The sequence below is a fragment of the Arthrobacter sp. AG1021 genome (assembly GCF_003633665.1).
Taxonomy (GTDB): Bacteria; Actinomycetota; Actinomycetes; order Actinomycetales; family Micrococcaceae; genus Glutamicibacter; species Glutamicibacter soli.
The window spans coordinates 622,029-644,507 of the sequence record NZ_RBLB01000007.1 but is presented as its reverse complement, the minus strand read 5'-3'; the positions used below and the strand labels follow the sequence as shown (position 1 = coordinate 644,507).

18 protein-coding genes and 1 riboswitch are annotated in these 22,479 nt (G+C 66.2%); of the genes, 10 read left to right on the top strand and 8 right to left on the bottom strand.

Annotation, left to right across the window (positions count from 1 at the left end; genetic code table 11):
- Positions 1-37 precede the first annotated feature (37 nt).
- The 3 genes from pcrA (at position 38) to sucD (ending at position 4,753) form a co-directional block, all read left to right on the top strand.
- Entirely contained in the window at positions 38-2,419 is a 2,382-nt protein-coding gene (gene pcrA, locus DFO58_RS08335) for a DNA helicase PcrA (RefSeq protein WP_120990161.1), read from the top strand.
- A gap of 242 nt (positions 2,420-2,661) precedes the next feature.
- A complete protein-coding gene (gene sucC / locus DFO58_RS08330) occupies positions 2,662-3,834 on the top strand; it encodes an ADP-forming succinate--CoA ligase subunit beta (RefSeq protein ID WP_047118294.1) in 1,173 nt (390 codons plus the stop codon).
- Positions 3,835-3,850: 16 nt separating this feature from the next.
- Complete coding sequence (sucD, locus tag DFO58_RS08325) at positions 3,851-4,753, top strand: succinate--CoA ligase subunit alpha (protein WP_047118295.1); 903 nt, start codon at positions 3,851-3,853, stop codon at positions 4,751-4,753.
- A 184-nt stretch (positions 4,754-4,937) separates the two neighbouring features.
- Here the strand turns inward: sucD and DFO58_RS08320 are convergent, their stop codons facing one another.
- Positions 4,938-5,270 (bottom strand): hypothetical protein, encoded by a 333-nt coding sequence (locus DFO58_RS08320; RefSeq protein WP_120990159.1) that lies wholly within the window; start codon positions 5,268-5,270, stop codon positions 4,938-4,940.
- A 113-nt stretch (positions 5,271-5,383) separates the two neighbouring features.
- Positions 5,384-8,734 (bottom strand): DEAD/DEAH box helicase, encoded by a 3,351-nt coding sequence (locus DFO58_RS08315; RefSeq protein ID WP_120990157.1) that lies wholly within the window; start codon positions 8,732-8,734, stop codon positions 5,384-5,386.
- 87 nt (positions 8,735-8,821) lie between these two features.
- On the opposite strand from DFO58_RS08315, the gene DFO58_RS08310 reads away from it, so the two are divergent.
- Positions 8,822-10,000 (top strand): LOG family protein, encoded by a 1,179-nt coding sequence (locus DFO58_RS08310; RefSeq protein WP_120990155.1) that lies wholly within the window; start codon positions 8,822-8,824, stop codon positions 9,998-10,000.
- Between the two features lie 69 nt (positions 10,001-10,069).
- On the opposite strand, the gene DFO58_RS08305 is transcribed toward DFO58_RS08310, so the two are convergent.
- From DFO58_RS08305 to DFO58_RS08295, 3 genes are all read right to left on the bottom strand, one after another.
- Positions 10,070-11,173, bottom strand: coding sequence for a VIT1/CCC1 transporter family protein (locus DFO58_RS08305; RefSeq protein ID WP_047118298.1), 1,104 nt, complete (start codon positions 11,171-11,173; stop codon positions 10,070-10,072).
- Between the two features lie 55 nt (positions 11,174-11,228).
- Positions 11,229-11,495: a hypothetical protein gene (locus DFO58_RS08300; protein ID WP_053797389.1), complete on the bottom strand. Its 267-nt coding sequence runs from the start codon at positions 11,493-11,495 to the stop codon at positions 11,229-11,231.
- A 15-nt stretch (positions 11,496-11,510) separates the two neighbouring features.
- Positions 11,511-11,624: riboswitch (SAM riboswitch) on the bottom strand.
- Positions 11,625-11,698: 74 nt separating this feature from the next.
- The gene (locus DFO58_RS08295) at positions 11,699-12,298 is read right to left on the bottom strand and encodes a DinB family protein (RefSeq protein WP_147407230.1); all 600 of its coding nucleotides are present in this window, start codon (positions 12,296-12,298) and stop codon (positions 11,699-11,701) included.
- Positions 12,299-12,499: 201 nt separating this feature from the next.
- Between DFO58_RS08295 and DFO58_RS08290 the strand changes: the two genes are divergently transcribed.
- The 3 genes from DFO58_RS08290 to DFO58_RS08280 all read left to right on the top strand — a co-directional run bounded on the left by DFO58_RS08290 (position 12,500) and on the right by DFO58_RS08280 (position 15,301).
- Positions 12,500-13,063, top strand: coding sequence for a helix-turn-helix domain-containing protein (locus DFO58_RS08290; RefSeq protein WP_053797390.1), 564 nt, complete (start codon positions 12,500-12,502; stop codon positions 13,061-13,063).
- 148 nt (positions 13,064-13,211) lie between these two features.
- Entirely contained in the window at positions 13,212-13,637 is a 426-nt protein-coding gene (locus DFO58_RS08285) for a hypothetical protein (protein ID WP_053797391.1), read from the top strand.
- A 134-nt stretch (positions 13,638-13,771) separates the two neighbouring features.
- Complete coding sequence (locus DFO58_RS08280; RefSeq protein WP_113606881.1) at positions 13,772-15,301, top strand: amino acid permease; 1,530 nt, start codon at positions 13,772-13,774, stop codon at positions 15,299-15,301.
- A gap of 66 nt (positions 15,302-15,367) precedes the next feature.
- Here the strand turns inward: DFO58_RS08280 and DFO58_RS08275 are convergent, their stop codons facing one another.
- Entirely contained in the window at positions 15,368-16,876 is a 1,509-nt protein-coding gene (locus DFO58_RS08275) for a PucR family transcriptional regulator (RefSeq protein ID WP_120990151.1), read from the bottom strand.
- A gap of 81 nt (positions 16,877-16,957) precedes the next feature.
- Between DFO58_RS08275 and DFO58_RS08270 the strand changes: the two genes are divergently transcribed.
- The 3 genes from DFO58_RS08270 to DFO58_RS08260 all read left to right on the top strand — a co-directional run bounded on the left by DFO58_RS08270 (position 16,958) and on the right by DFO58_RS08260 (position 21,180).
- On the top strand, positions 16,958-18,313 hold the full coding sequence (locus DFO58_RS08270; RefSeq protein WP_047118303.1) for an aminotransferase class III-fold pyridoxal phosphate-dependent enzyme: 1,356 nt from the start codon (positions 16,958-16,960) through the stop codon (positions 18,311-18,313).
- Between the two features lie 216 nt (positions 18,314-18,529).
- Positions 18,530-19,519, top strand: a complete 990-nt coding sequence (speB, locus tag DFO58_RS08265) for an agmatinase (protein ID WP_047118304.1) — start codon at positions 18,530-18,532, stop codon at positions 19,517-19,519.
- Positions 19,516-21,180 (top strand): thiamine pyrophosphate-binding protein, encoded by a 1,665-nt coding sequence (locus DFO58_RS08260; protein ID WP_047118305.1) that lies wholly within the window; start codon positions 19,516-19,518, stop codon positions 21,178-21,180. Before speB ends, DFO58_RS08260 begins: the two co-directional genes overlap by 4 nt.
- 86 nt (positions 21,181-21,266) lie before the next feature.
- On the opposite strand, the gene DFO58_RS08255 is transcribed toward DFO58_RS08260, so the two are convergent.
- Positions 21,267-21,485: a hypothetical protein gene (locus DFO58_RS08255; RefSeq protein ID WP_146955929.1), complete on the bottom strand. Its 219-nt coding sequence runs from the start codon at positions 21,483-21,485 to the stop codon at positions 21,267-21,269.
- A gap of 67 nt (positions 21,486-21,552) precedes the next feature.
- Positions 21,553-22,422: an inositol monophosphatase family protein gene (locus DFO58_RS08250; RefSeq protein ID WP_286163526.1), complete on the bottom strand. Its 870-nt coding sequence runs from the start codon at positions 22,420-22,422 to the stop codon at positions 21,553-21,555.
- Between the last annotated feature and the right edge of the window lie 57 nt (positions 22,423-22,479).

Below are 22,479 nucleotides of genomic sequence, written 5' to 3'. Positions count from 1 at the left end.
CGATACTGTCCAACGCGGCACGTAGACTGGCTACACCATGGATTTCCTTTTTGATGACTTCGCTCCTGAACCCTCACCTCGGGCTTTGCCGACCGCGGACGAACTGCTGGTAGGCATGAACCCGCAGCAGGAAGAGGCCGTGCGCTATGCAGGGGGCCCGCTGCTGATCATCGCCGGCGCCGGCTCGGGCAAGACGCGTGTGCTGACCCATCGAATTGCGTACCTGCTGGCAACGGGGCGTTCGCGCCCGCATGAAATCCTGGCCATCACCTTTACCAACAAGGCCGCCTCCGAAATGCGCGAACGCGCCGCCGAGCTCATCGGCGAGGACCAGGCGAAGAAGATGTGGATCTCCACGTTCCACTCGTCGTGCGTGCGCATCCTGCGCCGCGAAGCTGCCACCATCGGCTTGAAGTCGAACTTCTCGATCTACGACTCGGCGGATTCGCTGCGACTGATCACCCTGGTTTCCAAGGGGTTGGAGATCGACCCGAAGCGCTTCACGCCCAAGGCGATCGCGCACAAGATCTCCTCGTTGAAGAACGAGCTGATCGACGACGAGGACTACGCGGCCACCATCAACACGAACGACCCCTTCTCCCGGGCCGTCTCCGAGGTCTACCGCGGCTACACCCAGCGCCTGCGGGCGGCGAACGCGTTGGACTTCGACGACTTGATCGGCCAGGTCGTCTACATGTTCCGCGCGTTCCCGGCCGTGGCGGACAACTACCGCCGCCGCTTCCGCCATGTTCTGATCGACGAATACCAGGATACGAACCACGCCCAGTATTCGCTGGTTCGCGAACTCACCGGGCCCGACGGGAAGACCCCTCCGGGCGAACTGACAGTGGTGGGCGATTCGGACCAGTCCATCTACGCCTTCCGCGGCGCCGACATCCGGAACATCATCGAGTTCGAGAAGGACTACCCGAACGCGGCGACGATCAAGCTGGAGCAGAACTACCGTTCCACGCAGAACATCCTGACCGCTGCCAACGAGGTCATCAAGCTCAACCCGGACCGCAACGACAAGCGCCTGTGGACCGCCAGCGGCGACGGCGAGCAAATCGTCGGCTACGTGGGGGAGTCCGAGTCGGACGAAGCCCGCTGGATCGCCGAGGAGATCCTGCGGCTGAACGACGACGAAGACGTACGCCCCGGCGACATCGCCATCTTCTATCGCACCAATGCCCAGTCGCGCGCGCTTGAAGAGCAGCTGATGCGCGTCGATCTGAAATACCGGGTGGTCGGCGGAACCCGCTTCTACGACCGCAAGGAGATCAAGGATGCGTTGGCGTACCTGCGCGCCCTGGTGAACCCGGAAGACGACATCAACGTCCGGCGCATCCTCAACGAGCCGAAACGCGGCATCGGCGACCGCGCCGAAGGCGCCGTCGCCGCGCTGGCGGAGCGCGAGCGCATCTCCTTCATGGAAGCGCTGCGCCGCTCGGACGAGGCTCCGGGCCTGGGCACCCGGGGCATCAAGATGACCGCGGCTTTCGTGGCGCTCATGGACGACCTGAAGATCGTGGCCGAAGGCTCGGGCCCGGCCGAAGCGCTGGAAGCAGTGCTTGAGCAGACCGGATACCTCGAAACCCTGCGTTCCTCCAGCGACCCGCAAGACGAGTCCCGGGTTGAGAACCTCGCGGAACTGGTCGCCGTCGTGCGCGACTACGTCAACGACGAACCGGAGGGCGGCCTGGCCGGATTCCTGGAACGGGTCGCGCTGGTGGCCGACGCAGACCAGATTCCGGAAGCCCCTAGCGATGACGAGGGCGCAGCCATGGCGGCACGCGAGGGCATGGTGACCTTGATGACCCTGCATACGGCCAAGGGCCTAGAATTCCCGGTCGTGTTCCTGACCGGCATGGAGCACGGCGTCTTCCCGCATCAGCGCTCCATGACCGATGAAAAGGAGCTGGCCGAAGAGCGCCGCCTGGCCTACGTGGGGCTGACCCGCGCCCGCGAGCGCCTCTACCTGACGCGTGCCGAGCAGCGAAGCCTCTGGGGACAGGCGCAGTACAACCCTGCCAGCCAGTTCCTGGAAGAGGTTCCCTCCCAGCTGATCGACTGGAAGCGCGAGGGATCGTCCTTCGGCCCCGGCCTGTCCTTCGGTTCCAGCTCGGTGAATTTCGCCACGAGCCGCTACGAGCGCGGAAGCCATTGGGGAGCAGGTTCGTCGGTGGCGAACAATACTGTCCGCGGGCACAACGCCGCTCCGGTGTCGAAGCAGCGTGTGGTGCAGAACAAGGAGATCGTGATCCCTAAGGTCGGGCAGTCGGTCAAGCATACGGCCTTTGGCTTGGGCACAGTCGTCGCCCTGGAAGGCGCTGGCGACAAAACCGTGGCCAAGGTCCAATTTCCGGATTCCGAGAAACGACTCCTGCTTCGGTACGCGCCCCTCGAAATTGTAGAGTAGTCAACCCAATTGCGATATTGGCTTGGTCACAGCGATAGCCAATCGGAGAAATGCGCGGAATCTCTACAACGTGTAAAAGTGGGAAGATCGCGAAAGTAAGGATAGTCTGAGAAATGCGCACGGGCTAAGACGCCGTTTCGGCGTCTGTTTGGTTGCGGTGCGCTCTCTTTGGGTACGGCGCGGACACTGGTCCGTGACTGTGCCGCGAGTCAGCATGAACTTCGAACGAAGGACACAAACCCGTGGACCTGTATGAGTACCAGGCGCGCGATCTATTCGAGGCACACGGCGTACCCGTGCTTGCCGGTATCGTCGCTTACACCCCTGAAGAAGCCAAGGCAGCAGCTGAGAAGATCGGCGGCGTCGTAGTCGTTAAGGCTCAGGTCAAGGTTGGCGGCCGCGGCAAGGCTGGCGGCGTTAAGGTTGCCAAGACCGCAGACGAGGCTTTCGAGCACGCATCGAACATTCTCGGTATGGACATCAAGGGCCACACCGTGAACAAGGTCATGATCGCACAGGGTGCGGACATCGCCGAGGAATTCTACTTCTCCGTGCTGCTGGACCGCGCAAACCGCAACTACCTGGCCATGTGCTCCGTCGAGGGCGGCATGGAGATCGAGCAGCTGGCAGAGGAGCGCCCGGAGGCGCTGGCTCGCGTTGCAGTGGATCCGCTGGTCGGCATCGACGCCGAAAAGGCCGCCGAGATCGTCGCAGCTGCCGGTTTCGCCGAGGAACTGCGCGCCAAGGTCGAAGAGACCCTGCAGAAGCTGTGGACCGTCTTCAAGGAAGAGGATGCAACCCTCGTTGAGGTCAACCCACTGGTGAAGACCGGTGCAGGCGACATCGTCGCACTGGACGGCAAGGTCTCCCTGGATGACAACGCTTCCGAGGTCCGCCACCCGGCTCACGAAGAGCTCGAGGACAAGGGCGCAGCCGATCCGCTGGAGGCCAAGGCCAAGGCTGCAGGCCTGAACTACGTCAAGCTGGACGGCGAAGTGGGCATCATCGGCAACGGTGCAGGCCTGGTCATGTCGACCCTGGACGTCGTCGCCTACGCTGGCGAGAACCACGGTGACGTGAAGCCGGCGAACTTCCTGGACATCGGCGGCGGCGCCTCGGCTGAGGTCATGGCCAACGGCTTGGACGTCATCCTGAACGACCCGCAGGTCAAGTCCGTGTTCGTCAACGTCTTCGGCGGCATCACCGCTTGCGACGCAGTGGCCAACGGCATCGTCGGCGCGCTGAACACCCTGGGTGACGCAGCGAACAAGCCGCTGGTTGTCCGCCTGGACGGCAACAACGTTGAAGAAGGCCGCGCCATCCTGGCCGAAGCCAACCACCCACTGGTGACCCTGGCAGCAACCATGGACGAGGGCGCCGACAAGGCCGCCGAGCTCGCCAACGCAGCGAAGTAAGAGGGATAAGCGAACAATGAGCATTTACCTGAACAAGGACTCCAAGGTCATCGTCCAGGGCATCACCGGCGGCGAAGGCACCAAGCACACCGCCCTGATGCTCAAGGCCGGCACCAACATCGTCGGCGGCGTGAACGCACGCAAGGCCGGCACCACCGTGACCCACGGCGAGCAGGAGATCAAGGTCTACGGCACCGTGGCAGAGGCCAAGGCCGAGACCGGCGCTGACGTGTCGATCGTCTTCGTTCCGCCGAAGTTCACCAAGGATGCAGTGGTCGAGGCCATCGAGGCCGAGGTCGGCCTCGTTGTGGTCATCACCGAAGGCGTGCCGGTGCAGGACTCGGCTGAGTTCTGGGCCCTGGCCCAGTCCAAGGTCGACGCCGACGGCAACCAGATCACCCGCATCATCGGCCCTAACTGCCCAGGCATCATCACCCCGGGCGAGGCGCTGGTCGGCATCACCCCGAACAACATCACCGGCAAGGGCCCGATCGGCTTGGTCTCCAAGTCCGGCACCCTGACCTACCAGATGATGTACGAACTGCGCGACCTGGGCTTCTCCACCGCCATCGGCATCGGCGGCGACCCGGTCATCGGCACCACCCACATCGACGCCCTGGCTGCGTTCGAGGCGGATCCGGAAACCAAGGCCATCGTGATGATCGGCGAAATCGGCGGCGACGCCGAGGAGCGGGCAGCCGAATACATCAAGGCCAACGTCACCAAGCCGGTTGTCGGCTACGTGGCAGGCTTCACCGCCCCTGAGGGCAAGACCATGGGCCACGCAGGCGCCATCGTTTCCGGCTCGGCTGGCACTGCCCAGGCCAAGAAGGAAGCACTGGAAGCTGCCGGCGTGAAGGTGGGCAAGACTCCTTCGGAGACCGCACGCCTGCTGCGCGAAGTTTTCGCAGCCCTCTAAGCGAGGCTTCGAAGCCCGGATAACCCGGGTGAGAGCGTAATGGCCGCCTGTGCCACGGGATTACCGTGGCGCAGGCGGCCATTTTCCGTCTCCACGGCGTTGTGGCGACGGATCAAAGATTTGGGAAACAGCCCCAAGCCGGGTCTGGGATGCCGGCCCGGGGGTAATGCGGTGCGCGGGGAGCTTAGCCCCGCAGGCCGGTCGCGGCCTCGGTGTCCACCCTCAGGAATGAGGATCCAATGACCGCAAAGGCGCCCGGAATCAACAGCATCCGGTGCTTCGGGTTGTAGAAAATCTCATCCAGCGGAGAAGCTAGGACCTTCCGGATTTTTTCCAGAAGCCGGTCGTTCTCCAGGAGCAGGCGCTCCTGCTCGGTTTCAATCACCACACGATCTGCTTCCGTCGTCACCGAAGCGTTCATCCAGTCGTCGCTCGGTGTACTCAGAGTCTCCGATTTGATCAGGGACACGGTTATAACCGCCTTCATCTTGCGCTGCCCCGTGAAGAAGACCTCCATGGGGGTGCCCTACTTGTGCGTCCGGTGTGGCGTAACGCACATGAGGTGGCATATTGAATATATCGCGTCTTGCTGGTAAGCGCCTGCTAAACCACGAAGAGTTAATCAACCTGTTACTCGAGCAGGCCCCGGATGTCCTGCGCGGTCAGTGCCTTGGAGAAGCCATCGGCCTCGTCCATGACGGTGTTGATCAGCTTCCGCTTGGCATCCTGCAGGGCCACGACCTTCTCCTCGATGGTCCCCTTGGAGATCATGCGGTAGACCATCACCTGGCGCGTCTGGCCGATGCGGTGGGTACGGTCGATCGCCTGGGCCTCCACGGCGGGGTTCCACCACGGGTCAAGCAGGAAGCAGTAGTCGGCCTCGGTCAGGTTCAGCCCGAAACCGCCGGCCTTCAGCGAAATCAGGAACAGCGGGGCTTCGCCCTCCTTGAACTGCTCGATCACCTCGGCGCGGTTGCGGGTGCTGCCGTCCAGGTAGACGAACTTGATCCCGCGTGCGGTCAGCTTCCCGGCCAGCACCTTCAGGTAGGAGGTGAACTGGCTGAACACCAGGGCGCGGTGGCCCTCGTTCAGCACGTCGTCGAGCTGGTCGAATAGCGCCTCGAGCTTGGATCCGGGCACCTCGGCCAGCTCCGGGTCCACCAGCGAGGGCTCCAGCGCGAGCATGCGCAGGTGCGTGAGCGACTGGAAGATGGTGAAGCGGTTCTTGTCCAGGTCCTCGACCAGGTGCAGGATCTTCTGGCGTTCGCGGTTCAGGTGGGTGTCGTAGATGTGCTGGTGCTCGTCGGACAGGCGCACCAGCACCTGCTGCTCCTGCTTGGCCGGCAGGTCCAGCACCACGGATTCCTTGGTGCGGCGCAGCATGAACGGCTTCACGCGGCGCTGCAGCAGGGCCAGGGTGTCCTTGTCGCCCAGCACCTCGATGGGGCGGGCGAACTGCCGGTTGAAGCGGCTGACGTTCATGAACAGCGACGGGGAGGTCAGCGACAGCAGCGCGCCGAGCTCGGAGAGGTTGTTCTCCATCGGGGTGCCGGTCACCGCCAGCTTGAAGCTGGTCTGCAGGTTCACCGCGGTGCGGTGGGCCTTGGTCGAGCGGTTCTTCACGAACTGGGCCTCGTCCAGGATCAGCCCGGCGAAGCGCTGGGACTCGTAGATCTCGTCGTTCAGGCGCAGCAGCGTGTAGGTCGTGAGCACCACGTCGTAGCCTTCGGCCAGGTCGCGCAGCTGACGGGCGTCGCCCAGCGTGGAATCGATGCTGATAACGCGCAGGCTCGGCGCGAAGCGGCGGACCTCCATCTCCCAGTTAGAGACCACGGAGCTCGGGGCGACCACCAAAAACGGTGCGCGCACCCGCTGGGCCGGCGGCAGCTCGGCGCAGGCCTCGGGGTCCTCCCACAGCTGGTGGGCGTGCAGGACCAGGGCAATGGTCTGCAGGGTCTTGCCCAGGCCCATGTCATCGGCCAGGATGCCGCCGAAGCCGCCCTGGTAGAGGCGAGCCAGCCAGCGGAAGCCGTCGACCTGGTAGGGGCGCAGGGTGGCCTGTAGGGTGTCCGGCACGGAGGCTTGGCCGCCTTCGGCGACGCGCAGCAGCGAACGCATGCGCCCGATGAACAGGTCGGCTCCGTCGATTCCCTCGGCCAGCTCGTCCAGTTCCTCGAACAATGAGATCTGGAAGACCGAGAGCTTCAGGTCGGCGTCCTTCGGCTTGTCGTTCAGCGCCTGGGCCTCGTCCACCAGCGCCTTGAGCTTGGCGAAGATCGGCTGGTCCAGGGAGAACCACGAGTTGTCCGGCAGCTTCAGCTTCATGGCGCCATTGGTCATCGCCTTCACGATGTCCGCGAAGGGCACCTCATGGGAGCCGACGGAGATCAGCAGGCCCAGATCCAGCCAGTCGTTGCGTTCGTGGTCCACGGCGTTGATCTTCAGCTTGGGCAGCTCGCGCAGCTGGCGGTAGACCGGGCGCGGCCCGGTTTCCTCCAGCTTGACGGTCTTCAGCGCGCCCAGGGCGGGAACCAGGTCGGAGACGAAGGCGATCATCTGCTCGCCGGAGTAGAACTTGGGGGACAAGTCGGGGTTGCCGACACCCATGACCTGCTCGAAGACCTCGTTGACCGCTGCGCGCAGGAAACTCTCCGCCTCCGCGTCGTGGGGCTTGTGCTCGTCGTCCAGCCCCGGGTAGCTGATGGAGAAGTCCAGGGTGGCCGATTCCTTGGAGCCTTCCTCGGTCTGCTCCACCTTGTAGTCGACCTTGGCGCGGACGAACGGGGGCTTCAGCTCAGGGAAAACCAGGGCCTCGGAGATGCTGCGCACGCCGAAGGTGCGGGCCATGCGCGGATACTCCGTATCGAAGAACAGCTGGTGGTCGGCCGCCGGAATCTGGAGCCGCTGGTGCGAGTCGTACCAGTTCAGCTGCTTGTCGGAGAGGCGGTCCAGGCTCGGGGCGATCAGGATCTGCTCAGGGTCCTCAAGCTGGACGTAGAAGCCGTGGTCGCCGATGGTGCCGGCGGGGCTGTAGTCCTCCAGCGTCAGGTCGTGGCCGGCGGCATGCAGGATGCCGTGCACCTGCAGGTTGTCCTCGTCATCGAGGTCCGCGACCATTTCGGTCCAGGATTGCCCGCCGACCAGGACCGACAGGTCGTTGCGGGTGCCGATCAGCTCGATGCCCAGTTCATGGGCTTCATCGAGCAGCGGCCAGAGCAGGTTCGAGGAGTACTCGTCCAGGAACAGCCAGTCCTCGTCGGTCTTGAAGTTGGTCTGGGTGTTGCTGCGGGCCATCGCCGCGAACCTGCAGAACCAGTGGTGCTGCGCGCGCAGCAGGTTCCAGCCGAAGGTCTTGAAGCCAATGGTGGTCCAGCGCAGCTGGCCGCGCACCCAACGGCCCTCGGAGTTGCGCACCATGGGGCGCACGCCCAGGCGGAAGCGGCGGTTGCGGTGGGTGGCGTGCGGCAGCTTGCCGGTCGGCATCCATTGCTGCTGCTGGGTGGTGTTCTTGGCGTCGAAAAGCAGGAACTGCAGCGCCATCGGCACCACCGGGTCGTTGGGGGAGCCGACCAGCCCGTCGCTGGGGCGCGGCTCGCGTTCGGCGTACCAGGTGTCTGCCTGCTTGGACCAGGTGGTGACGACCTTCTCCTCCATCTTGGTGGCCACCTTGGCCAGCCCGGAGAGCTTGTTGGAGGTCAGCACCAGGGCCGCGATGTGCGGGCAGATGCCGGGGGTGTCGCAGCTGCATTCGCCGGAGTCGATTTCCCAGCCGGCGGCGCCGCGGCGCAGCTGGACCATGGGCGAAAAGTCCTCGCCGCCGGCAAACACGGTGCCTTCGATCTGCCCCGATGACTCATCGAATTCAACATCGACCACGGCATTGGCTTCGTCGGCGAGTTTCTTGCCGTGGAAGAAGGGAACATTGCCCAAGAACGCCAGCAGGTGCCTTGCGTCGATGGTCGGTGGAACAGCATTAGTCATCCGCTAATCGTTTCACGTTCTGGCCCGTCGTGAAAGTTGAGAGCCCCCTACTGTGAATAATCCCTAACTGTCACGTAGCGTGGAGCCATGTCCCAAGTCTGGCCGTATCTTCCGGCGCGCGCCGTCAACATCACCTCACTGGCGGAATTCGACCGCTTGGCGGCCGAAGCGCTGGGTTTCCAGCGCTCCCGCGGCCGCAGCTGGCGGGTGCACCGGGTGGATCTGCGCGGGCGCGATACGGTGCTCGCCGCGCTGGACCTGGCCGAGGCGCTGTTCATCGACTGCCAGTTCAGTGAAGCCGGCCGCGCCCTGGTCCAGGGCACCGGCGGGTTGTGCATGGACTCGGGGGAGCAGCTGCCCTTCCGCACCAGCGACCGCGGGCTGTACACCCCCGAGGAACTGTACGAGGGAATCAGCACGCAGACCTATGAGCATGTGCCGGACGCGCGGATCTACACCTACTCGCAGCAGCACGGTCCGCGCCAGCTGCTGAGCGACGACCAGGCGATGGCAGCGACGCTGCACGACCACCACGTGGGGCAGGCGCTGATCTCCGAGGTCTACGACGGCGCCTTCAAGGACACCCCGATCATCGGAGTCATGGGCGGGCACGCCCTGAGCCGAGGCACCGAGCAGTACGCGCAGGCGCTGGACCTCGGGGCGCGGCTGACCCGCGCCGGATACGCCGTGGCCACCGGCGGGGGACCGGGAGCCATGGAAGCGGCGAACGCCGGTGCCTGGCTGGCCGACCGCGGGCGGGAGGAGATCTCCACGGCCCTGCAGATGCTGGCGGCGGAACCGGACGCGATCCACCGGCGCACCGGCTGGGCGCGCACCGCGCTCGCCGTGAAGGCCCGCTTTCCCTCGGAACGCACCTCGCTGGGGGTTCCGACCTGGTTCTTCGGGCACGAACCGCCGAACCTGTTCGCCACGCACATCGCCAAGTTCTTCGCCAACGCGACCCGCGAGGCGCTGCTGCTGGAGCAATCCAACGGCGGGATCGTGGTGCTGCCCGGTTCCGCCGGCACGGTGCAGGAAATCTTCCAGGACGCCTGCGAGAACTACTACGCCACCGGGGCCAGGGTGGTGCCGCTGGTGTTGGTCGGCCGCGAGCATTGGACCCGCACACTGCCGGCTTGGCAGCTGCTCAAGGCGCTGGCCGCCGAGCAGATCATGGAGGACAAGATCGCCCTGGTCGATTCGGTGGCCGAAGCGGTGGAATTCATCGGCGGCATGCAGTCGCTGCGCCGGCGCACCAGATTCTGAGAACGGCAACGGCCGCCGCCTGGTGAAGCAGGCGGCGGCCGTGGGAATGGCTCATCGAGCCGGCGGGGCTCAGGCCACGTTGGTGCCGAACAGCAAGCCGAGGCAGTAGGTGACTGCGGCGGCGCCCCAGCCGATGGCCAGCTGGCGCAGGCCGCGCTTCATCGGCGAGGCCCCGGACAGCAGCCCGACAATGCCGCCGGTGATCATCAGCGCGGCGCCGACCAGCAGCACCGAGGTGATGATCGCAGCCAGGCCTGACATGCCGAAGATGTAGGGAAGGATCGGGATGACCGCTCCGGAAGCGAACAGGCAGAAGGAGGTCGCCGCGGCGCCGGTAGCCGAGCCCAGTTCCTCGTGCTCGTTCGCCAGCTCTTCGGCCCGGGCTTCCGGGTTCAGCGAGAAGGACGGGTTGCAGTCGCAGGTGAACAAGCCCATGCGTTCTGCAGCGCGGTGCTCGGCATCCTCGTCGGTCATGCCGCGGGCCTTGTAGATGAGCACCAGTTCGTTGGCGTCCAAATCCAGGTCAGGGGCGGCGGTGAGCGTCACCTGAGTGGGACGCGAAGCCGTGAGCAGCTCGCGCTGCGAACGCACGGAGACGTATTCGCCGGCGGCCATGGACAGCGCGCCGGCCAGCAGGCCGGCGATGCCGGAGAACAGCACCAGTCCGGAGGAAACACCGGTCGCCCCGATGCCCATGACCAGGGCCAGGTTGGAGACCAGGCCGTCGTTGGCGCCGAAGACCGCGGCGCGGAAGTTGCCCGACAGCTGCGCGCGGCCCGCGGTGGCCAGGGCGCGGACGACTTCCTCGTGGACCTGCTCGTCGGCGGCCATCTGCGGCGACGCGTCGGCATCGGTCGCGTAGGGGGTGCTGCTTTCGGCCCGCTGCGCCAGCGCGAGCACGAACACCGAGCCGAAGCTCAGGGCGAGGAAACGCAGGAAGCTGCGACGCAGCGAGGGACGCACCGGGCGGGCATGCGCCCCGAGCTTGGTGCGCCAGTATTCCTCATGGCGTTCTTCCGCCGCGGCCAGTCCCAGCAGGATCTGCTTTTCCTGTCCGGTCTTCTTCTGGGCCAGCGCGCGGTAGATGGCGCCTTCGGCGACCTCGTCCGCAACGTACTTGCGCCAGCGGCGGATCTGGGCGGGGGTGGGCTCAGTCGTGGGGCTGTGTGACATCACGAGGATGACTCTCCTACGGCTTGGGATTTCTCAACGAAACCCGGGATTCTGTTCAGCCTCTCAGTTTAGCCAGCGAGATGGTGCCGGGGAATTTGGCAAGCCTAAAAGCAAGGCTGCGCCCATCGGGCTGCCCGGCGGACGCCACGAACACCACCAGCTCGCCGGCCGCGGGATCGAAGACCGGGCGCCGGGAGGAACGGGTGATCAGCCGCTCAAGGTGCGCCGGGTCTGAAATGTAGCGGGTGTACCAGCGGTCCTGCACGGTGAACTGCACCTGTCCGGTCTGCAGATCGATGATGGGGAGGACGGAAAATGCCATGACACGACAACTCTCGCTGAGCTCTTGCCCGCGCATCGGTCGATGCCCGGACCGCTTCTTCATCCGAACCACCCATGAACCTGGGGTTGGTGCGCGGCCAGTCGGAGCTTGGCGCCGCGTCTCGTGAAGCAACAGTGTCGATGCTACCGCCGCAATATTAAGTCGTGAAGTTTCATTCCGTAATATGAACTCCGCGCGAAGCCCTAGTCGGAGCCTCGCTTGGACTGCGCGGTCTGCTGCAGCCGGTCGCGCTGCTCCTGCCATTGCCGGGGCGTGTAGTCCGGCAGGTTCGGCGCTTCCGCGCGCAGCCCGACCTGCCCGTCCAGCAGCTCGCGGACGATGTCCAGATGGCCTGCATGGCGCGAGGTCTCTGCGATCATGTGCACCATGAGATGTTCCAGGGTGGTGTGCCGGTGGCGGACCCACCAGGGGACTTCGGCCGGGGAGGCGAGCTCCAGCTGGTCGAACCCGGCCTCGGCGAAGGCGATGGCCCGCTGGTAGAGCTCGATGACCTGCTGCGCGCTGGCATCGGCTGGCGGCATGAAATCCGCCTGCGGGTCGTCGATGTCCAGCAGCTGCTGGACGTAGGAGTCGTTGACCGGCCGATTGAGGCACGCACCGAAGTAGCCGTACTCGGTGATCGCCAGGTGGTGCACGACGCCCAGCACGTGCGTGCCGGTGGGGGTCATGGGCTGGCGGGCCAGCTCCTCGCCGAGCTGCCGGCTTTTGAAGATGACTGCCTGCCGCGCGTCGTTCAGGTATTCGCGCAGCCTGGCCGCGGTGCTGTTCGGGGTGTCGTCCATGGACCGAGTGTAGGTGCAGGCCACGGTTCGGGGAACCCGCTTCAGGAAATGGGAAGCCACCGAAGCCAAGGTGTCATATTCTTCCGCTCCGGTTGGCCGGAAGTTGCGTATTGGTAAACTGGGGACGCAGAGCGGCCGGCAGAAGTACACTCCAGCGGTCGCTGCCTATCCTTCGAGTGAACAGGTCCAGGTGCCCCACGGATGAAAGCTCTGCCCGTCGAACCCTCAGGCTCGTCAATCAACATCGGAGCACGGCTGCGCGGCGTCCGCCAGCAGCAGCACATGACGATCGACCAGGTCGCCGAGCTTTCCGGGTTGACCAAGGGGTTTCTTTCCCGCGTCGAACGCGACTTGACCAGTCCGTCGGTCTCCACGCTGCTCAAGCTCTGCGAGGTGCTGGGGATCGAGGTCGGGACCCTGTTCGAAGTACCGGACACGACTTTGGTGCGACTGGGGGATGCGCCGCGCATCTCGCTGGGAGGCTCGGGCATCACCGAGAAGCTGGTCACCCCGCGCGGCGAAAAGCGCGTCCAGGTCATTCGCGCCGAAGTGGAACCCCGGGGCAAGGGGGAGAACGAACTGTATTCGGTGGATTGCGAGCTCGAAGTGCTGCACGTGGCCTCCGGGGTGTTCACGCTGGTGCTGCCCGAACGGGTGGTCGAGCTCGCTGCGGGGGACACCATGACCTTTCCGGGGCGGGAACCGCACAGCTGGGAAAACCCCGGCGATGAACCTGCCGTGGTGCTCTGGACCCTGATTCTCTGAGTCTGTGCAGTGGCTCCCGGTGTGGTGTGACTCCCCGGACAGAGCCTGCCGCGAAGAGGCGCCGCGTTCACGGCTGGCCACTGCACCGCGTATTCTTGGAATAGTGCCCGCCGACGCAGGCAGGCTAGTGAAGACAGGAAGGAGTGCAATGGCGACTGGTAAATCCACCGGAAGCGCGGAGTCCAAACCGCACGAATTGCGCTCCATCGGCTGGTGGGCTTCGGCCCTGGTCGGCATCCTGGTCGGATCGACCCTTGCGTGGCTGCGGACCCAGCGCAACTTCTTTTTCCTTGGCGCCGCCATTCTCGCGGTCGTCATCATCATGCTGGGTGTGCGCACGATCCGCCGCCGGGCGCGGCATCCGGAAATGATGGAGGCCCGGACGTCCTGGGCCTACAACATTTGGGCTCTGGTCCTGATCGTCCTAGCCGGACCGGTGCAGCTGGTCTATGTTCCCGACGACATTAGCGAGCTCACCATCAAGTCGATCATCCTTTCGGTTGGATTCTGCCTGGGAATCCATGAAGTCGACCGCGCGATGGTCAAGGGTGCCACCTCGGCGAAAAAAGCCTGATCATCGGCCGGAAGGACGCCATCCCGCGCCGCGTTCTTTGGAACTTTTGACTTTCCCTTTGGTTTATTCGTCCAAGGATTTCTCCCCGCCTCTTTCGTAATGTGATCCACATCATTATTTTGAAAGGGGTTGCCATGACGCAAGCAGCGGCGAACCAGCAGGGCGCTGAGCCAGGACTCAAAAAGGTTCTCGGCAAGTGGGACGCACTGGCCATCGGCGTCGGAGCCATGATCGGCTTCGGCTGGGTGGTACTCACCGGTGACTGGATCACCACCGCCGGCCCGATCGGCGCTTCGCTGGCCATGCTGGTCGGCGGCGGCATCATGGCGGTCGTCGGCCTGACCTACGCCGAGCTCGTGGCGGCCATGCCCAAGGCCGGCGGAGAGCACAACTACCTGCTGCGCGCCATGGGTGCCCGCTGGTCCTTCGCCGGGTCCTGGGCCATCGTCGGCGGCTACATCACCATCGTCGCCTTCGAAGCGGTCGCGCTGCCCAAGTCGGTGCAGTACATCTTCCCCAACCTCTCGCAGATCAAGCTCTGGGACATCGCCGGCTCCGAGGTCTACCTGACCTGGGCCCTCGTGGGTGTGCTGGGCGCCGTGGTGATCACCTGGATCAATATCCGCGGCATCAAGACCGCCGGCCTGGTGCAGACCTTCGTGGTGCTCTTCCTGTTCATCATCGGCGCGATGCTGCTCACCGGCTCCTTCGCCAGCGGCGAATCGTCCAATATGGAACCGTTCTTCGACAACGGGCTGGCCGGGTTCTTCGGGGTCATGATCGTAGTTCCGTTCATGTTCGTCGGCTTCGACGTCATCCCGCAGTCCGCCGAGGAATGCGACATCCCGCCGCGCAAGATCGGCAAGTACGTGGTGATCTCCGTGCTGATCGCCACCGCCTGGTACGTGATGGTGGTGCTGGCCACCTCCTCGGGCCTGGGCCCGGCGGCGATCGCCGGTTCCGAGATGGCCACCGCGGACGCCATGGGCGCGCTGTTCAACTCCGAGATCATGGCCAAGATCCTGATTGCCGGCGGCATCGCGGGCATCCTGACCTCGTGGAACTCGCTGCTCATGGGCGCCTCGCGCCTGATGTACGCCATGGCCACCTCCGGCATGCTGCCGCGCTGGTTCGCCGTGCTGCACCCGAAGTACCGCACCCCGCACCACGCGCTGCTGTTCATCGGCGGTCTGTCCGTGCTGGCTCCGTTCTTCGGCACCGCGATGCTCGGCTGGCTGGTCGATTCCGGTTCGCCGTCCATCGTCGTGGCCTACCTGCTGGTGGGCGTGGCCTTCCTGATCCTGCGCCGCCGCGAACCGCAGATGGACCGCCCGCTGCGCATCGGCGGCAAGGGCAACTTCGGCCAGGTGATCGGCGTGATGTCGGTGCTCTTCTGCGCCGGCCTGATCTCCCTGTACCTGCCGGGCATGCCGGCGGCCATCACCTGGCAGCCGTGGGCCCTGTTCGCCGCATGGTGGGTGTTGGGAACGTTCTTCCTGTTCCGGGTCCCGCGCGGCGTCCAGCCCGGCGAGAATGCCGAAGAGGAACTGCTGCACCTGCTGAGCATCCGCCAGCAGTCCAAGCTGGGCGCGATCGGACCCGACGGCGCGGCCGCCACCTCCCGCAGGGGGCGACGCCGGCAGGCAACCGACGCGAAACGCTAAAACCGACAGGAAAGCCCCGACCGGAAGGTCGGGGCTTTGCCGCGCCGCAGGGCTTGCCGGTCCGGCTCAGCCTTGGTTGCGGCGCAGCGCCAGCCAGAGCGACGCCGAGATATCCGGGTCATCCAGATCGATGCCCAGCAGGTCCCCGGCCACGGTGATGCGGTGGCGCAGCGAATTGCGGTGGATGCCCAGCGCGCGCGAGGCGTCCTCCCAATGCCCGCGGTGGCGCAGGTACTGGGTGACGGCCGACAGCAGGTCGGCACGGGTGTAGGCGGCCAGCGCCTCCACCCACGTCTGCGCGCTGGCGTCGAAGTCCGCCCCGGCGTCGCTCAGCTCCCCGGCCGGGGCGCCGGACAGCGCCTGGCGCAGCGCCGGAAGATTCGCCGGCAGCTCGGCCAGCGTGAGCGGGGCGGAGAGCACCGCACGCAGGCTCCGTGCGCTCTCCCTGGCCCCGGCGTCCGGTTCCTGCGCCGGGGCGGCAGGGGCCTTGCCCAGATGGGCTTCGTCCAGCAGCAGGTAGAGCACCGCATCATCCGTTAAGCGCAACTGGCAGCGTGCCGCGGCATCCGCCACCGGAGGCAGCGCGGCGCTCGCCGGCAGCGCGCCGAGGGACTGGATTGCGGAGCGGGCCTCGGCCTCGTCGCCCACGGACAGCGCCAGGACCCTGACCCGGGAGGGCAACTCGTCCATGCCAGCCTCTTGGGCAACCAGCCGGGCGGATTCAGGCTGCCCGTGCAGCAGCAGCTTGGCGGTGGCTCCGCCCAGGGCCGCATTCGTGCTGACCATCAGCTCACGCTGGCGGGCGCGCAGCGAGAGCAGCATGCACACGGTCATGATGATCTGCCGGTCGGCCTTGGTCAGCGTGCGTCCCGAGCCCACCCCCAGGAAGCCGTGGATCCTGGTCCCGGCCAGGATCGGATACAGCACCACGGCCTGGCCGTTGATGCCGAAGGTGGACGCCGAGGGCATGCCGGTGCGCGGGAAACGCTGCGACTCCTGACGCAGCAGGGGCACGAAGCCCTGCGCGGAAGCGGGGTAAACGGTGGCCGGCTGCGGGTCGTCAGGGAGGAACGCGGCCCAGCCGCCCAGCGCCTGCGCCAGCCCGCGCACCACCGCGTTGATGGCATCGGAACGGATCGCGGCCCGCGCCAGCGCGGTCTGGGTACCCAAGGAGCTCATCAGGTTCACCGTGTCGTCCCTGGCCGAGAGCCGCCAATAGGCACGCGAAACGCTCTGGAAGGGCGCGCCGTCCGGAACGATGCCCAGTTCCACTCCGGTCTGCCGGCAGGCGTCGATCACGTGCTGCGGAACCGTGTCCAGCCACGGGCCGAGACCCAGGCCCAACGCCTTGACGTCCTTGTCCTTCAGCCGCTGCATGTAGGCCAGCGAGGCGGTGGCCGAATGGCCGAAGGGCATGCCGGTGGTCAGCAGCAGTTCGCCGCCCTCCAGATAGGTGGTGGGATCCTCCAGCTCGGAAATGTGCACGCCGGTGACCGGGGCGGCGCTGAAGGTGGTCGAATCGGCGGGGAAAAACTCGTTTCCGAGCTCTGACCCCAACTGCAGCAAGGTGATCATGGGTAAATTATCCAATCATTTACCGCTCGTTGGACATAAAAGCTAATGACGCGTGTCACATGGATTTCTATCGTTGGATGCATGACCGAAACTCTTGCGGCGCGCGACGCCGAAACGCTGACCCAGACCCGCTACCTGGCCACCGCCATTCCGGGACCGCGCTCCACCCAGCTACACGAGGAACGTGTGCAGCAGGTCAGCAGCGGCCTGGGCATCACCCTGCCGGTCTTCGTCTCCCGCGCCGACGGCGGCATCATCGAGGACGTCGACGGCAACCGCCTGATCGACTTCGCCTCAGGCATCGCCGTGACCTCGCTGGGCGCCTCCAACCGGCGGGTGGCGCAGCGCGTGGCCAAGCAGCTGGAAGCCTTCACCCACACCTGCTTCATGGTCACCGAATACGAGTCCTTCACCCAGGTCTGCGACTGGCTGAACCGCAACACCCCGGGCGACTTCGACAAGCGCACCGCACTGTTCTCCACCGGCGCCGAAGCCGTGGAAAACGCTGTCAAGATCGCCCGCGCCGCCACCGGCCGCGCCAACGTCCTGGTCTTCGACGAGGCCTACCATGGCCGCTCGCTGCTGACCATGGGCATGACCGCCAAGGTCAACCCGTACAAGCTGAACTTCGGCCCGATGCCGGAGCATGTCATCCGCGCCGCGTCGGCCAACCCGCTGCGCCCCGCTGTCGAGGGCGGCGTCGAGGCGGCGCTGGCCTCCGTGGAGGCAACGCTCATCGAGAACGACCCGGGCAGCTTCGCCGCCATGGTGATCGAGCCGATCCAGGGCGAGGGCGGCTTCATCGTCCCGATGGCCGGCTTCATCCCGGGCCTGCGCCAGCTGGCCGACAAGTACGGCATCGTGCTGGTCATCGACGAGATCCAGGCTGGCATGGGCCGCACCGGCACGCTGTTCGCCTCCGAGCACGAAGGTGTGGCCGGCGACCTGATCCTCACCGCCAAGGCGCTGGCCAACGGCGTCCCGCTGTCCGCGGTCACCGGGCGCACCGAGCTGCTCAACGCCCCGCACGCCGGCGGCCTGGGCGGCACCTACGCCGGCAACCCGCTGGCCTGCGAAGCCGCGCTGGCGGTCTTCGAGCAGTTCGAGGACGGCGGTCTGCTGGAAAACGCCCAATTGATCGAGCGCGTGGCCCGCGAAGTGCTGGAGCCGCTGCTTGAATCCACCGCTGTGGTGGCCCAGGTCCGCGGCCGCGGCGCCATGCTGGCGGTCGAGTTCGCCGACCGCGGCACCTTGGCCCCGCGTCCGGAGCTCGCCGCCGCCGTTTCCAAGGCCTGCCACGCCCAAGGTGTGCTGACCCTGACCTGCGGCACCCACGGCAACGTGCTGCGCCTGCTGCCTCCGCTGGTCATCGGCGAAGCGCTGCTGCGCGACGGACTTGAGGTGCTTGCGCAGAACATCGTCGAGCTGGCCGGCTAACCGCCCGCCGCTGGCCTGCGGACCGGCTCCGCCGCCCCTGACCGGGACGGCGGAGCCGGTCCCTTTTGTTGCGCCGGGAAGTTTCGGGGACTCCGGAGTTTCGCGGCGGCCAGCGCCTTGACGTGGCGCAGATCGCAAAATAGCATAATAGGAAACTGAAGTTTCATATTAGACAACTAGTTGCGGACTGGTCCGGGTTGTCGGAAGGATGCTCCCATGAAGGAAATCAGGATTGAAGAGAACGGCAACCTGGGTCCCATCAACGCGGCCCAGATTCCGCGTTATGCGGGTGCCGGCACCTACGCCCGCCTGCCCCGCCTGGACCAGGTGCAGCAGGCCGACATCAAGATCGTCGGCATCCCCTTCGACACCGGGGTCTCCTACCGTCCAGGGGCCCGCTTCGGCGCCAACCACGTGCGCGAATCCTCGCGCCTGATCCGCCCCTACAACCCGGCCACCGACACCTCGCCGTTCGCGCAGAGCCAGGTCGCCGACGCGGGGGACATGGCGGTGAACCCGTTCAACATCCACGAGGCCATCGAGACCATCGAGCACGAGGCGCTGGAACTGACCGCCGACGGCTCCACCCTGGTGACCCTGGGCGGCGACCACACCATCGCGCTGCCGCTGCTGCGCGCGGCCGCCCAGCGCGCCGGCGCCCCGGTGGCGATGCTGCACTTCGACGCGCACCTTGACACCTGGGACACCTACTTCGGCGCCGAATACACCCACGGCACCCCGTTCCGCCGCGCGGTGGAGGAAGGCATCCTGGACACCGAGGCCATCTGCCACGTCGGCACCCGCGGCCCGCTCTACGGCAAGAAGGACCTGGAGGACGACAAGCGCTTCGGCTTCGGCATCGTGACCAGCTCGGATGTCTACTACCAGGGCGTGCGCGAGATCGTTGACAAGCTGCGGGTGCGCATCGGCAACCGCCCGCTGTACATCTCGGTGGACATCGATGTGCTGGATCCTGCCCACGCCCCGGGCACCGGCACCCCGGAAGCCGGCGGCATCACCAGCCGCGAGCTGCTGGAGATCCTGCGCGGGCTGCGCGGGCTGAACATCGTCGGCGCGGACATCGTGGAGGTCTGCCCGGCCTACGACCATGCCGAGATGACCGGCGTGGCCGCCAGCCATGTCACCTACGACTTGATCTCCCTGATCAGCGACTTCCGCAGCCGTGGCGGGGTGAACGCCCGATGACCGCCGTACAGGACACCGTACAGGGCACCGCGCAGCGCAACGGCGGCGACCTGGTCATCGAGACGCTCACCGCGCTGGGCGCGAAAACCGTGTTCGGCATCCCCGGGCAGCACGCGCTGGGGCTTTTCGACGCGCTCTCGCGCTCTGAGCTGCACTTCGTCTCCTCGCGCGTGGAGAACAACTCCGCCTTCGCGGCCGACGGCTATTCGCGGGCCACCGACGAGGTCGGGGTGCTGTTCCTGTCCACCGGTCCCGGCGCGCTGACCTCGCTGGCCGGGTTGCAGGAGGCCTATGCCACCGGCGTGCCGATGGTCGTGATCGCCAGCCAGATCCCGCTGGACGGACTGGGCGCGCGCCGCAAGGGCATGCTGCACCAGCTCGACGACCAGAAGGCCTCGGCCGCGAACGTCACCAAGTTCCAGCAGACGGTGCACCACGCCTCCGGCATCCCCTCGGCCATCCAGGACGCCTGGGCCAGGGCTATCACGGTGCCCATGGGCCCGGTCTGGGTGGAGGTGCCGCAGGACGTATTGCTGGCCCCGGTCATGGTGCCTCCGGTGCGCGACGCCCTGGCCGAGGCCTACGAGCATCCGCCGCGCGTGGAACTCATCGAGGAGGCGGTGCGCTGGCTGTCCGAGGCCAAGCGCCCGGTGATCGTGGCAGGCGGCGGCGTGCGCCGCGCCAAGGCCCGGGCCCAGCTGCTCGAAGCGGCCCAGACGCTGCAGGCTCCGGTGCTGTGCACCCCCGGCGGCAACGGCGCCTTCCCCTGGGAGCACGAGCTTTCGCTGCAGTCCTGGGTGGAGGACCGCTACGTCTCCGAGGTCCTGGAGGACGCGGACGTGCTGGTGGTCATCGGCTCCTCGCTGGGCGAGGTGTCAAGCAACTACTTCACCTTGGCCCCGCGCGGCCGGCTGATCCAGATCGACGCGGAACCGCGGGTGCTGGAGTCGAACACCCCGGCCCTGGGCATCCGCGCGGACGCCGGGGCGGCGCTGGACTTCCTGAACGCGCAGCTGCGCCGGGAAGGCTTCGCCGCCCGCGCCGAGTGGCGCGGGCGCAGCCCGCAAGAGGTCGTGGCCGACACCCTGGCCAAGGTCGAAGCCCGGTTGGATGCCCAGGACCTGGGCCTGGAGCGCCGTTTCATGGCGGACATCCGCGAGGCGGTTCCGGCGGATATGCAGACCTTCTGGGACATGACGATTTCCGCCTACTGGGGCTGGAGCTGCTGGGATTCGCGGCAGGGGCAGTTCCATTCGGCGCAGGGGGCCGGCGGCCTGGGCTTCGGCTTCCCGGCGGGCATCGGCGGGGCGATCGGCCTGGGCGAGCGGGTGCTGGCGGTCAGCGGCGACGGCTCGGCCATGTACTCCATCGCGGAGCTGGCCACCGCCAAGCAGCATGAGGCACCGGTGACCTGGCTGATCGTGGACGACGGCGGCTACGGCATCCTGCGCGAATACATGGAAGGGGCTTTCGGCAAGGCCACCGCCACGGAACTGGCCCGCCCCGACTTCGTCGCGCTGGCGAAGTCCTTCGGCGTCCCGGCCCGCGAGGTGCAGCCGCAGGATGTCGGGCAGGCGCTGCGCGAATCCTTCGCGGCGCAGGGCCCGAACGTCGTGGTGGTCAAGACGCTGCTGAAGATGTTCGCGCCGACCCACCTCTAGCGCCGAAATGCGGCCAGGGGCGGCACCCGTACGGGTGCCGCCCCTGGCCGCGTTCTGCACTGTAATTGGTGTTCCCAGTATGGTGCTCAGTGCGTGAAATGGTAGACGATGCCGAACATCATCGTTGAGAAGCCCAGGCTGACGCCGATGAGCAGCGGCACCCAGTCCTGCGTGTGACTCTGGGATGCCAACATCACTGCGAAAGCACCGAAGAGAATCATCACTCCGATCCCTCCCAGGATCAACCCTCCGCCCCCGTGATGACGCACGGCGGAGTGTGCGTTTCGGTGGAATAGTGGTTCCATACTCGTATCGTACGACCGGGAATCTCGAATTCCGAGGGGTTTGCGCAAGATCTTTGGAGTTGTCAGATTACATCGCGGACCCGGTGGTGCGCAGTGCATGCATCCGCTCGGCCGCCCGGGACAGCGAGGGGTAGTCGGCGCCCGGCCCCTGGGCGATGAATCCCGGGCACAGGTGGTCCGCCGCCGGCTCGGATCCATAGCCCAGCCCCCGGTAGCTGCCGCCGGCCATGCGCACCAGATGCGCGCCGGCGGCTACGTCCCACACCTTGGTGTCGAACCCGATGGTCGCATCGCTCCATCCGGCGGCCACATGCGCCAGCGCCAGCGCGGCGGACACCTTGCGGCGTACCGTCGCGAAATCACGGATCCACCCGCCCAGCAGCTCCAGGGCCAGCGGGCCGTCGGCCTGAAGCGATTCGGCGCCGGGGTAGTCGGTCATCAGGTTCGCGCGCGCCTGCTCCGGACGCGCGGCCGGGCTCAGGACCTGCCCGTTGAGGTAGGCGTGGGACAGATCGGCGCTGAATTCGTCCCCGGAGACCGGGTCGATGATCGCCGCGGCGACCAGCCGGTCGTCGACAGCCGCCGCGATGGACACGCAGAAGAAGGCGATGCCGTGCACGAAGTTGCTGGTGCCGTCGATCGGATCCACGATCCACTGCACGGCGCCCGGCGCGGCGGTGCCGGCTTCCGCCTCGACCTGTTCCTCGCCCAGTACCCAGGAACCTGGAACCGCTGCACGCAGCGAACGGGTGATCAGTTCCTGGCTCTGCCGGTCGATCGCGGTGACCAGGTCGTGGGTGTTGGTTTTCTCCTCCACCCGCACGCCGCCGCGGAAGGCGCCGCGCAGCAGCTCGGCGGCCTGCCTCCCGGCGGCCAGCGCGGCGCTTCTCAGGGTTTCGGCGGAGGATTCCAGGTGCGCTTCGGAAAGATCAATCACGACTCCAGCCTATCGGGAGTGAGACCCAGAAAACGTTGACCAAGGCAACTATCTAAA